This is a genomic window from Streptomyces sp. NBC_01197 (genome assembly GCF_036010505.1).
In the GTDB taxonomy this organism is placed as follows: Bacteria; Actinomycetota; Actinomycetes; order Streptomycetales; family Streptomycetaceae; genus Streptomyces.
Map to the genome: position 1 here is coordinate 1,006,987 of NZ_CP108569.1, position 12,384 is coordinate 1,019,370.

10 protein-coding genes are annotated in these 12,384 nt (G+C 71.8%); 3 read left to right on the plus strand and 7 right to left on the minus strand.

What is annotated here, in order from left to right:
• Nucleotides 1-5: 5 nt before the first annotated feature.
• Nucleotides 6-1,946, minus strand: a complete 1,941-nt coding sequence (locus tag OG452_RS04500) for a DUF5107 domain-containing protein (RefSeq protein WP_327294304.1) — start codon at nucleotides 1,944-1,946, stop codon at nucleotides 6-8.
• 314 nt (nucleotides 1,947-2,260) lie between these two features.
• Here OG452_RS04500 and OG452_RS04505 point away from each other — a divergent pair, with 314 nt between their 5' ends.
• Nucleotides 2,261-2,596, plus strand: a complete 336-nt coding sequence (locus OG452_RS04505) for a DUF6204 family protein (RefSeq protein ID WP_327294305.1) — start codon at nucleotides 2,261-2,263, stop codon at nucleotides 2,594-2,596.
• Between the two features lie 93 nt (nucleotides 2,597-2,689).
• Here OG452_RS04505 and OG452_RS04510 read toward each other — a convergent pair whose 3' ends face one another.
• The 6 genes from OG452_RS04510 to OG452_RS04535 all read right to left on the minus strand — a co-directional run bounded on the left by OG452_RS04510 (nucleotide 2,690) and on the right by OG452_RS04535 (nucleotide 9,785).
• A complete protein-coding gene (locus OG452_RS04510; RefSeq protein ID WP_327294306.1) occupies nucleotides 2,690-3,262 on the minus strand; it encodes a GNAT family N-acetyltransferase in 573 nt (190 codons plus the stop codon).
• Between the two features lie 64 nt (nucleotides 3,263-3,326).
• Nucleotides 3,327-4,394: a S66 peptidase family protein gene (locus tag OG452_RS04515; RefSeq protein WP_327294307.1), complete on the minus strand. Its 1,068-nt coding sequence runs from the start codon at nucleotides 4,392-4,394 to the stop codon at nucleotides 3,327-3,329.
• The gene (locus OG452_RS04520) at nucleotides 4,391-6,382 is read right to left on the minus strand and encodes a S9 family peptidase (RefSeq protein WP_327294308.1); all 1,992 of its coding nucleotides are present in this window, start codon (nucleotides 6,380-6,382) and stop codon (nucleotides 4,391-4,393) included. The genes OG452_RS04515 and OG452_RS04520 overlap by 4 nt, the downstream gene beginning before the upstream one ends.
• A 13-nt stretch (nucleotides 6,383-6,395) precedes the next feature.
• Entirely contained in the window at nucleotides 6,396-7,742 is a 1,347-nt protein-coding gene (locus tag OG452_RS04525) for a M20/M25/M40 family metallo-hydrolase (protein ID WP_327294309.1), read from the minus strand.
• Nucleotides 7,735-8,568 (minus strand): M55 family metallopeptidase, encoded by an 834-nt coding sequence (locus tag OG452_RS04530; protein ID WP_327294310.1) that lies wholly within the window; start codon nucleotides 8,566-8,568, stop codon nucleotides 7,735-7,737. The genes OG452_RS04525 and OG452_RS04530 overlap by 8 nt, the downstream gene beginning before the upstream one ends.
• 269 nt (nucleotides 8,569-8,837) lie before the next feature.
• The gene (locus tag OG452_RS04535) at nucleotides 8,838-9,785 is read right to left on the minus strand and encodes an asparaginase (RefSeq protein ID WP_327294311.1); all 948 of its coding nucleotides are present in this window, start codon (nucleotides 9,783-9,785) and stop codon (nucleotides 8,838-8,840) included.
• 192 nt (nucleotides 9,786-9,977) lie between these two features.
• Here OG452_RS04535 and OG452_RS04540 point away from each other — a divergent pair, with 192 nt between their 5' ends.
• The gene (locus OG452_RS04540; RefSeq protein ID WP_327294312.1) at nucleotides 9,978-10,628 is read left to right on the plus strand and encodes a GntR family transcriptional regulator; all 651 of its coding nucleotides are present in this window, start codon (nucleotides 9,978-9,980) and stop codon (nucleotides 10,626-10,628) included.
• 491 nt (nucleotides 10,629-11,119) lie between these two features.
• Entirely contained in the window at nucleotides 11,120-12,334 is a 1,215-nt protein-coding gene (locus tag OG452_RS04545; protein ID WP_327294085.1) for an IS110 family transposase, read from the plus strand.
• Nucleotides 12,335-12,384 lie beyond the last annotated feature (50 nt).

Genomic DNA, 12,384 nt, shown 5'->3' on the forward strand with positions numbered 1-12,384 from the left:
GGCCGTCAGCTCCGCGGCCGCATCCGGTACTCGTACTCCTCCGGCAGCGGATCGTCCGTCAGGGCCGACCAGACCTCATTGAGGACCTCCGCGCCCTCCCGGAGGTCCGCCACCTCGAAGCCCGCGTCGAATACCGCACGCGCCGCCCCCGCGTCCCCTTCGGCGAGCAGCAACTGGGCCTCGATCAGCCGGAACCGGCCACGGGCACGGGTCTCCTGGCCCAGCCGGTCCCAGACACGCCGTGCGTCCGCGGTGCGTCCCACCGCGAGCAGTACCTCGATCGCCTCGCGCCCCAGGGCGGCCGTCACCGCCGTCCAGTCCCGGCCGTCGCGGCGCTCCTCGCAGAGGTCGTCGAAGGCCTCGGCGCAGCGGTCGGCCGCCCTCCCGTCGTGACCTCCGCACCGGTCGGCGACCGCGAGGCACCGCAGCAACGGCCAGCGGGACGGGGTCAGTTCAAGACCGCGCTCCCAGCTGCGTACCGCCTGGGCCCGGTCCCCGCCGTGCCACTGGGCGATCCCCAGGTGGTACTCCGTCAGCGGCTCCGCCAGTGCCGTCTCCAGCATGTCCCGCCAGTGCCTGGAGACCAGCGAGGGGCCGGGCGGTGCGACCTTGCGCGGCGCCGGGAAAGCACCCGAGCGGCACAGTTCGAGCCAGGGCTGCTGATCGTCGCCGAGCGCCGACTCGTCGAACGGCGTGCCGGGCAGCTTGTAGCCGCCGCGCAGCACTTCGAGCGCGCCCCAGCCGGAGCCGGTGGCGAGCATCTCGTACGGCTCGCGGTCCACGCAGCCGCGCCACGCCTTGTGGGCGGCCTCGACCGCGGCCCTGGGCAGCGCGGCTTCCAGCCGGGCTGCCGCCTCGCCGCGCGCGGCGGCCCAGTCGTCGCCGTGAACGGCCGACGCGTCCGCTTCGAGCGGCCCGTACGCCTCCAGCCAGCTGAACTCGGCGCCCGCTTCCAGCCGTACGTGCTCCAGCTGGGTACGGGCGAGACCCGCCTGGATCTCCGCGTAACCGCCGGTGCCCGGTTCGGTCAGCCACTGCTGCCAGCGGCGGCCGCCGGTGCCCGAACCCCAGAGGAAGAGCTTGCGGCCGCGCAGCTGGTCGGTCGAGGTCTGGACAAGCCCCCGTCCTTCCTCGTCCAGCGAGGCGATCCACTTCCTGGCATCGGGCGGGACTTCGTAGAAGTAGTCGGCCGGGTACTCGCTGCGGAGGGGGTACGTGCGGTCGGCGCCGTTCCATCCGGGGACCGGGACGCGGCGCAGACTGCGCTCGTAGCCGAAGTGCCAGGCCTCGTCGGCGGGGGCCAGGACACGGGTCCCCGGGCCCTCGGGCACGGCGATGTTGGACCACCAGTAGGTCGGCACCGGCTGCTCGTGCGGGTTGCGGATCCGGACGCCGACGTAGAGGAAGTCGGATTCCTCCGGCAGCCAGAGGTCCACCTGGAAGGGCAGGTCGCGCAGCCGCTCCCACTCCCAGAGCCGCAGCATCTCACCGCCGTCCGGCGCGGTCACCAGAGCGGCGTGCAGCGGGGCGCAGCTGAGGGTGGTGTGTCCGGTCGCGCCGATGTTCCACTCGATACCGCCGGAGAACCAGGCGCCGTTCAGCGCGAAGTCGGCGGGCTGGAGCACGGGGTTGCGGTAGAGCAGTTCCCGGCCGGACGGCTTGTGGAACAGGGATTGGATCCGACCGCCGAGGCCGGGCAGCACCGTGGCCCGCAGCCGGTCGTTCTCGATCACGATCGTGTCGATGCCGGTGGGCGTGCGCTCCCTGCCGTACCCGTCGAGAACGCGTACCGGCAGCACGCTGGTCAGCGGCTCGTACCCGACCTGGCGCGCCATGTCGTGCGGGAGTCCGGCCCGGGCCCCGACGTCCACAGTGTGCATCTCGTCGAGCGGGCGCAGCGCGGGAAGCGGGTTCTCCGGCCCCAACGGGGCAGCGGGCAGCGTCATTACGGCACGTCGCACGGTCGTGGCCAAGGCAACCTCACTCGCTCATGGGGGCAGCCGTCCGCCCGGCCCCTCCCCTGATGACCATGGAACACCGGCCGGCCTGGTCTGACCAGGGGTCCCCGCAGGCCGATTTATCCGAAAGGGTGGCCGATCCGCGCGGCGGGCCGGTGGCTGCCGGCTGCCGGCTGCCGGAAGAAACCGGAAGGCCACTCGAAGAAATTGGTGGCCGCTCGAAAAAATTGGTCGGCGCCGGACTCGGACCGCCCCGTACCCTTCGCCGGGAACGCTGTACGAACGAGACGAGGGCGGACGAGATGGCCGAGCAGCACACCTACCGGGTCATCGTGCGGGGCACCTGGGACGGGCCGGCCGACGACTCGCGGACCCGGCTGCTCGCCGACGTGGACGACCACGGGCTGACGCAGATGCACTTCACCGAGCAGGGCTCACTCACCTACGACAGGGCGCTGAAGCACTTCTCGTTCCGCTATGTCGTCCTGTCCGACGCGGCGGACGGCGAGGAGATGGCGGGCGCCATCGCCGAGGACCGGGCCGAAACCGCGCTGAAGGAGCTGGGGCACAGCTTCGGTCCGCTGCGCTCGACCGTGACGGACATGGACACCATGAAGATCAACCGCAAGGGCCGCTGACCGGCGGGGTCCGGTCCGACGCGGTCCGACGCGGTCCGGCCGATGGGCCCCGTCCGGGCGGCGGGCCCGGAGATCTGTGCGGCTGCGCCGCCGTCAGCGGACCGCCATCTCGGCGGTGAACGCCCAGCGTTCGTGGTCCCGCCAGGCCCCGTCGATGAAGAGGAAGTCCGGCGAGTACCCCTCGAGCCGGAAGCCGGCGCGGCGGATCAGCGCCAGTGACGCCTCGTTGGCGGGCTGGATGTTGACCTCGAGGCGGTGCAGGCCGAGCGAGCCGAAGGCGTACGCCATCACAAGCCGCAGCCCCTCCCCCATCAGGCCCCGGCCGGCGGCGTGCGCGAACGCGCCGTATCCGAGCGCCCCGCTCCGGAACGCGCCCTCGACGATGTTGTTGATGTTGATGAACCCCGCGATGCCTCCGGCCGCCCCCACGTCGCCCTCGTGTTCGCCCTCGCGTTCGCAGACCAGGAAGCCCGCCTTGGTCGGGTCCTCGATCAGCCGCCGGGCGTAGACGAGATAGCTTTCGGGGTCGGCGGGCGGGGCGAGCCAGGGGTGGTGCAGTTCCCTGCTCTCCCGTACCAGCGCGGTGAACTCCCCGGCGTCCTCGTACGAGAAGGGGCGTACGCCCACCCGGGGGCCCGAGGCGAGATATGCGGTCGTGTCTGACATCGGGCAAGATTAAACCGCCCGGGGGCGCGCGGTACCTGGGGCCCGGGTTCGCGCGCCCGGCGGTTCAGACCAGTGCCGGGACGTCCAGGGTGAGGGTGCCCGCGCCGGCGTCCAGGACCGCGGGCACGCCGAGCGGCATCGTCTGCGCCGTGGAGCAGTGCCCGAAGCCGAACTCCCCGGCCACCGGGACACCGAGACCGCCGAGCCGGTCCAGCAGCACCGCCCGCACCTCTTCGCCCGGGGTGCAGTCCTCCCAGGAGCCGAGTGCGATGCCCGTGACGCCGTCCAGCAGGCCCGAGCGGAGCAGCTGGGTGAGGATCCGGTCCACGCGGTAGCCCTCCTCGCCGATGTCCTCGATGAGCAGCAGCCCGCCGCGCCCGGTGGGGCGGGCGTGCGGCGTGCCGAGCTCGGCGGCGAGCAGCGAGACGCAGCCCCCGAAGGTGACACCGGCCGCACGGCCGGGGACCAGGGTGCGGGCGGTGCCGAGGCCGAGCGTGCGGACCGTGTCGGGCTCGAACAGCGTGGCGCGCAGGGAATCCTGGGTCTGCGCGTTCTCGATGAAGCTGAGCGCCGCGGTCATCGGGCCGTGCAGGGTGGAGAGCCCCATCCGTACCGCGAATGCCTCGTGCAGCGCGGTCACATCGCTGTAGCCGACGAACACCTTGGGCCCGGCCGCGCGCATCGCCGCCCAGTCCAGCAGACCCGTCATGCGCTGCGCGCCGTATCCGCCGCGTGCGCAGAGGACCGCGGAGACCTCCGGGTCGCACCAGGCCGTCTGGAGGTCGCGGGCGCGGGCCTCGTCGGCGCCCGCGAGGTATCCGAACCGCGGGTGCCTGTCGAGCACATGGGGCATCACGACCGGGTCCAGGTCCCAGCCGCGGAGGATGTCGAGCCCCGCCGTGAGCCGGTCCTCGGGGACGGGCCCGCTGGGCGATACGACGGCGACCCTGGCCCCCGGCCGCAGCCGGGCGGGCCGGGTCAGCGGCACGAGGGCGGGCGCCGCGACGCCGGGCGGCGCGAGACCGGTCGTCGTCGCGGACGGCGTGGTGAGAGACGGCTGCGTGAGGGACGGTGGTGAGACGGACGGCGGCGTGACAGATGAAGGTGTGCGGGGCGGCGGCGTGAGGCTCATTGCTTCAGCTCCAGGGCGGGTACGTCAAGCCGGTCGATGCCGAAGGTCTGTGCGTACAGGGAGAGTTCCGCCTCCAGCGCGCGGACCATGGTGTCGGCCCTGCGGAAACCGTGCCCCTCGCCCTCGAACGTGAGGTAGGCGTGCGGCACGCCCCGGCCCGCCATGCGCTCCAGGAACCGCTCGCACTGCACCGGCGGGCAGATCACGTCGTCCAGCCCCTGGAGTAGCAGGAACGGCGCTGACACCCGGTCCGCGTGCTGGGCGGGCGAGCGGTCACGGTAGCGCTCGGGGACCTCGGCGAGCGGCCCGATGAGGGTCTCCAGGTACTGGGACTCGAAATCGTGGGTGCCGTCGTCGGACGCCCAGTCGGTCAGATCGAGGATGGGGTACATGATGGTGCCGCAGGCGTAGACGCCGGACGACGCCAGCGAGGCGGCCGAGGTCCAGCCGCCCGCGCTGCCGCCGCGGATCGCGAGCCGGGCCCGGTCGGCGGTGCCGTCGTCCGCGAGTGCCCCGGCGACGGCCGCGCAGTCCTCCACGTCCACGACGCCCCACTGCGCGCGCAGCCGGTTGCGGTACTCCCGGCCGTAGCCGGTCGAACCGCCGTAGTTCACCTCGGCAACTCCGATCCCACGCGAGGTGAAGTAGGCGATCTCCAGGTCGAGTACGAGCGGCGTACGGCTGGTGGGACCGCCGTGCGCCCAGATCACGAAGGGCGGCAGTTCGCCCTCGGGCGCGGTCCGGTCCGGGCTGTGCGGCGGGTGGATGTGGGCGTGGATCTCCCGGCCGCCCGGCCCGGTGAACGTACGGGTCCGCGGATCGGGGTAGTAGGCGGGGCCCACCGCGTCCCGGTGCGGGGAGCCGATGACCCTGGTGTGGCCGGTCCTGGTGTCGAGCTCAACGATCTCGAACGTGGAGCGCGGGCTCGCCGCGAGGCCCACCACCTGGCTGCCGTACGCGGACAGGGCGGGGGCCCACTCGCTCCATCGGCCCGGCGCGTCGACGAGTTCGCCGGTCTCCGGGTCGAGTACACCGAGCGCGGTGGCACCCGCTCCGTGGACGACGGCGATCAGCCCGCTGTCCAGCGGCTCGAACCACTTCTGGCCGATCTTCCAGAGCGGTCCGCCGAACTCCTCTTCGCGGGGGCAGAGCCCGACGGCCGCGCCGTCCTGGTCCGCCCGGTAGAGGTTCCACCAGCCGGTGCGGTCGGATGCGAACAGCAGCCGCCCGTCGGCCGCCCAGCCGACCTGCGCGACGGACTCACCGGGCCCCCCTGCGAAGTGCCGGGCGCCCTCGAAGAGGCCGTCGTCCGTGACATCGGCGACCATGACGTCGGTGCCGTCCCACGGCATCCGCGGATGGTCCCAGCCAAGCCACGCGGCGCGCCGCCCGTCCGGCGAGAGCCGTGCGCCGGTGACGAAGCGGTGCCCGCCGTCGGAGAGTTCGCGTACGGCAGCGCGGTCCGCGGCAGCGGAGCCGTCCAGCGGCACGGCCGCGAGGACCCGGCGCACATCAGTGGGCGATTCGCCGGTGAACTCCTCCAGTACGCACCAGACTTCACCGCGGTCCAGATGGATCACCGGGTCCACCCAGCGCAGTCCGCCGCCCACGGCGGAGACCGGGGTGAGCGGCCTCGGCTGCGCCGCGCCGCCCCGCGCGTCCGGCTCATACGCGTGGAGCCGCTGGTCGGCGAAGTTGACGAAGACCATGAGCGGTCCGCCCGCCGGCCGCACCGCCCCGGCCCAGGGCTGCCCCCCGTACTCGATGACCCGGCTGCGGACGTTCCACGGAGCGGGCAGGGCCGTCTCCTCGCGGCCGTCCGCCCGCCGCCGCACCAGCGCGCGCCGGCCGCCCTCGGCGGGGCGCGGCGCGGTCCACCACACTTCCTCGCCGACCGTGCCGACGAACTCGGGACGGCCGTCCTGCGACGCCGCGAGAGCGGCGTCGATCGGCGAAGGCCACGTTCCGTAGGCCGCGGTGGATGCCATGCTGCCAACTCCCCTATGCAGTACGCAGGTAGTGATCGAGCACCCGGACACCGAAGTGCAGCGCGTCCACCGGCACCCGCTCGTCGACGCCGTGGAACAGGGCCTGGTAGTCGAAGCCGGCGGGCAGCCGCAGCGGCGAGAAGCCGTACCCGGTGATCCCCAGCCGGGAGAACTGCTTGGCGTCCGTGCCCCCCGACATGCAGTAGGGAACCACATGCCCCTCCGGTGCGAACTTCTCGACGGCCGCACGCAGTTTCGCGTACGTCGGCGAGTCCACCGGCGCTTCGAGCGCGACCTCGCCGTGGTCGAACTCCCAGTCGACGTGCGGCCCGGTGAGCCGGTCGAGCGTCGTGCGGAACTCGTCCTCGCCGCCGGGCAGCATCCGCCCGTCGACGTATGCCGTCGCGTGCCCGGGGATCACGTTGACCTTGTAACCGGCGTCCAGGATCGTCGGGTTGGCGCTGTTTCGGACGGTCGGCTCGACCAGCGCGGCCGCCGGGCCCAGCTTCGCGAGCAGCGCGTCCACATCGAAGTCCGGGGCGGCGGTGTCGGTTTCGATGCCGTGCAGCGCGGCGATCTCGGTGAGCGCGGCCCGCACGGTCGGGGTGAGCCGCACCGGCCACTGGTGTTCGCCGATCCGGGCGACGGCGGCGGCGAGCCTGCTGACCGCGTTGTCGCGGTTGACCTTGGAGCCGTGGCCGGCCTTGCCGTGCGCCGTGAGTTTCAGCCAGGCGGTGCCGCGCTCACCTGCCGCGATGGGGTAGATGGGCAGGTCAGGGCCTGCGTGGAAGGTGAAGGCACCGGATTCGCTGATCCCCTCGGTGCAGCCGTAGAAGAGCCCGGGGTGCTGGTCGGCGAGGAAGCCGGAGCCGTCGACGGCGCTCGCCTCCTCGTCGGCCGTGTAGGCGATGACGATGTCGCGCCGGGGGCGGACGCCCTCGCGCGCCCAGGCCCGCACCACCGCGAGGACCATCGCGTCCATGTTCTTCATGTCGATGGCACCGCGGCCCCAGACCACGCCGTCGCGGATCTCACCGGAGAACGGGTGCACGGACCAGTCGGCCGGCTCGGCGGGCACCACGTCGAGGTGCCCGTGGACCAGCAGCGCGTCCGCCGAGGGGTCGGTGCCCGGGATCCTCGCGACCACATTGGTTCGCCCCGCGGTGCGCTCAAGCAGCGTCGGCTCGATCCCGGCACCGGCCAGCCGCTCGGCGACGTACTCCGCGGCGGGCCGCTCCCGGCAGTCGCCACCGCCCCGGTTGGTCGTGTCGATCCGGATCAGTTCCGAGGTGAAGTCCACCACCTCGTCGAGCGCCCGGGCGTCCAGCCGGCCCGCTGCCATCGGGTTCACGTCAGCCATACTGTTCCTCCACCGCGGACGAGACGAGCGTCGTAACCGCCTTGAAGGTCCGAATGCCCTCATACATCGTCGCGCTGGTGTACGCGACACGCCGCTCAGCCGTCCGCCGGACCCCCGGAACGACGCTCGCGGCGCCCACCAGATGCTCCGCGTCGAACTCCAGCTCCACCGTGAAGGACGTACCGGTCGCGGGTTCGTGGCGCACGGCGAGCGCGGTGGCCTCCGCTGCGGCCGACCGGATGTCGGAGGCCGTACGGGCCGGGGTGCGGCAGACCGCCGCGTACCGCGAGACATGGTCCTTCACGGCCACCGTACGGGCCCGGGGCGCGTAGCCCAGCGCGTCGGCGCAGGCCAGGTCGTCGCCGGTGACGAGCACCACGGGGACTCCGTACTCCGCGACGACATGCGCGTTGAGAAAACCCTCGCTCGCCCGTACCCCGTTGAGCCAGACCCCGGTGATCGAGTTGGCCAGGTAGGTGTGCGCGAGTACGCCCTCCATGCCGGCGCCGGTGTGGTAGCCGACGAAGGCGATCCCGTCGACGTCGCCGTGCTGGACGCCCTCCACCATGGACAGCGACTTATGACGGCCCGTGAGCATCTGGACCCGCTCGTCGAGCTGCTCGATGAGCAGATTGCGCATGGACCAGTGGGCTTCGTTGATGAGCACCTCATCGGCGCCCCCGTCGAAGAAGCCGAGGGCGGCGGCGTTCACATCGGATGTGAACAGGGACCGGCAGCGTTCCCACTGCGCACTGCCGGGCAGTACGTCGCCGGGCCAGGTCACACCGGTCGCGCCCTCCATGTCGGCGCTGATGAGGATCTTCATGCCTCGAAACCGTACGCGCTGCCGAGCCACCTCGGCCACAGCTGTGGATAACTATCGGTGGTCCAGACCAGTGAACGCACTCCTTATGGCCTACGACCAGCCCTTTCCGCGGATGCGACCCGTCGTACTACTGGCGGACCTCGCCACCGACACGGCCGGCCGGCCCTGCCGACCGGCCACAGACCCCGATCATCCCGGGCACCGCGTGACCCCCGGCCCACACGGTGCCCGATCACCTCACAGCCCGGCTGCCCCCCGCCCCCGCCCCGTCAGAACGTGGGGCGGACCGCGCCGACCGGCTCACCATGGCCGAGTACCGGCGCGGTGGCGAGCGCCTTGAGCGTCTCGTCGCCGTCCACGTCCACGCCGAGGTGGCGCAGCGCGGCGACCATCACCACGGGCCGGGACCGCTGGGAGCCGTCGGCGATCTTGAGCGACACGGCGGACCCGTCGGGCAGGCCGAGCGCGTACACGCCCTCGGCACCGTCCTTGACGACGGACCCCGGCAGGGCGCCCATGATCCGCGTCACGTCGCGGCCGGTGCCGCCGACATATCGCGGGTGGGTGTTCATCGCGCGGGCCACGCGGTGTTCGAGGCTGCCCTCCGGCGCCGCGGCCAGACGGCCGAACGCCCGGGCGAGACCCCGCAGGCTGATGGCGAACAGGGGCGCGCCACAGCCGTCGATCCCGGTGGCGGCGACCCGTTCGCCCGACAGCTCCTCCAGTGTCTCGCGCAGCACCACCTGGAGCGGGTGCTCCGGGTCGAGGTACGTGGCGGTGTCCCAGCCGTTCACGACGCAGGTCGCCAGCATCGCGGCGTGCTTGCCCGAGCAGTTCATCGTCAGCGGCGATGGCTGCCCCCCGCCCGCCAGGTACGCGCGCAGCGCGCCCTCACCGATGGGCAGGGCTGCCGTGCAGCGCAGCGCGTCCGTACCGAGCCCGGCCGAACCGAGTATCGCCCGCACGCCGTCCAGGTGGATGCGCTCCCCGGAGTGGCTGGCGCAGCCCAGGGCCAGGAGTTCACCGTCAAGGCCGAGCCCGGCGCGGAGCATACCGAGCGCCTGGAGCGGCTTGTTGGAGGAGCGCGGGTACATCGGGGCGTCGACGTCCCCGATCCGCAGGATCTCCGAACCGTCCGAGCCGGTCGCGAGGACCGTCCCGTGGTGCACGGACTCCAGGAAATCCCCACGCCAGACCTCGGCCACCACGGTGTGCATCAGTACGTCCACCTCTCCAGTTCGAGTCAGATCGAGTCAGTTGTCGAGCACTTGAGTCAACTGTTGACAGTTATCACTTGGCGTCGAAGCTGTCGAGCGTGAAGGTGAATTTCGCCAACCACTCTTGACACCTGCGGAAACATGCCTGTCAACTGGCAACTGTCAACACCTTGGCCGGAGGAGGCGTTCCCTGTGAGTGAAACTCTGCAACGCGGCCTCGCCGTCCAGATCGCCGAGGTGCTGCGCGAACGCCTGCTCGGCGGCCACCTGCGACCCGGGACCCGGATCAATGAGGTGGTTCTCGCACGGGAACTCGGCACCAGCCGGGGGCCCTTGCGCGAGGCCGTGCGGCAACTCGCCAGCGAGGGGCTACTCGTACACAATCCCAACCGCGGGGCCACGGTCTTCGCGGCCGGACCCGACGACGTCCGGGCCCTGTTCGAGCTCCGTACGGCGCTCGAGACGACGACCGCCCGGCTCGCAGCGGAGCGCCGCGACGAGCAGGACGTCGCCGCGCTGCGCTCGGCCTGCGCGCGGGCGCGGAAGACCATCCAGAGCGGCCGGCGCTTCGTGCACCGGCTGGACCTGGACTTCCACCGGACCCTGACGGACACCGCGCGAAGTCCCCGCATCGCCGAGCAGCTGTGGCGGGCGCAGCAGCAGATCATCCTGCTGCGCAGTCCGCTGGACGTCCCGGCGGCCCACACGGCCGATTCCCTGGACGACCACGAGGAGATCACCGCCGCCGTCGCGGAAGGTGACGGCGGGCGCGCCGCGGCGCTCATGGATCTCCATCTCGGCCGGGTGCGGTCCCACATGGCAAGCGCCCCGGCTGCGGGCTGACAGCCGACGGACTCGACCGCCGGCTGACACCTGACGAGCCCGAGCGTCGGCTGACACCTGACGGAAACGGCCCTCGGCTGACAGCTGACGGCCCGGCCGTCGGATGACACCCGAGACGGGAACGGCCCCGTCACCATCGGACGGGGTACTTCCGCGCTCCGGCGCGGTTCGCCGTGTCCCTTTGGCCTCCGGCCGGCGTTCCCCGGCAGCCGGTCGCCCTCCGTTATGTTTTTCGCGGTCCTGCAATGGGACCGCTGGCCTCCGGGTCCGGCATGACTGTTGCCCCCTGTCGAAGGCATGACCTGGGGGGTGGTGTCACCGGGCCCGGGAGGTGTTGTCGGAGACGCTGATGAGAGGTCCGGCCACCGCCCGGTCCGGCGCAATGCCGGACAGTTCGCGGGCGGCAGGTCTGCATAACGTGGATGCGCGCGTACGACACCCATGCCGAGGCCGGCACCGTGAACACCCCCTTGAGGAGAGGGAGAACAACGATGCTCGACACCACTGAGGTGGGCGTCTTCCTGGGCCTGGACGTCGGCAAGAGTGCCCATCACGGACACGGGCTGACCCCGGCCGGGAAGAAGGTCTTCGACAAGCAGCTGCCCAACAGCGAGCCGAAGCTGCGGGCCGTCTTCGAGAAGCTGGCCACGAAGTTCGGCATGGTGCTGGTGATCGTGGACCAGCCCGCCTCCATCGGCGCCCTGCCCCTGGCCGTCGCCCGGGACACCGGTTGCAAAGTCGCCTACCTGCCAGGACTCGCGATGCGCCGGATCGCTGACCTGTATCCCGGCGAGGCGAAGACCGACGCCAGGGACGCGGCAGTGATCGCGGATGCCGCCCGCACCCTGCCCCACACCCTGCGCTCGCTCGAACTCGCCGACGAGATCACCGCCGAGCTCACCGTCCTGACCGGCTTCGACCAGGACCTCGCCGCCGAGGCCACCCGCACCAGCAACCGGATACGCGGCCTGCTCACCCAGTTCCACCCGTCGCTGGAGCGTGTCCTGGGCCCCCGCCTGGACCACCAGGCCGTCACCTGGCTCCTGGAACGCCACGGCTCCCCGGCCGCCCTGCGCAAAGCCGGCCGACGCCGCCTCGTCGAACTCATCCGGCCCAAGGCCCCGCGCATGGCCGCCCGGCTGATCGACGACGTCTTCGACGCCCTGGACGAGCAGACCGTGACCGTTCCCGGCACCGGCACCCTCGACATCGTGGTCCCGTCCCTGGCCCGCTCGCTCGCCGCCGTCCACGCACAGCGCCGGGCCCTGGAAGCCCAGATCAACACCCTGCTGGAGGCCCACCCTCTTTCCCCGGTCCTGACCTCGATGCCCGGCGTCGGCGTCAGGACCGCCGCAGTCCTGCTGACCACCGTCGGCGACGGCACCAACTTCCCCACCGCCGCCCACCTCGCCTCCTACGCGGGCCTCGCCCCGACAACAAAGTCGTCGGGAACCTCCATCCACGGCGAACACGCCCCACGAGGCGGAAACCGCCAGCTCAAACGGGCCATGTTCCTGTCCGCCTTCGCCTGCATGAACGCCGATCCCGCCTCCCGGACCTACTACGACAAGCAACGCGCCCGCGGAAAGACCCACACCCAAGCCCTCCTCCGCCTCGCCCGCCAACGCATCAGCGTCCTGTTCGCCATGCTCCGCGACGGAACCTTCTACGAACCCCGAACACCCACCGTTGCCCTCGCCGCATAAACCAGACCAACACCCCCGAAACCGGCAGCGCGGAATTGACGAACGACATA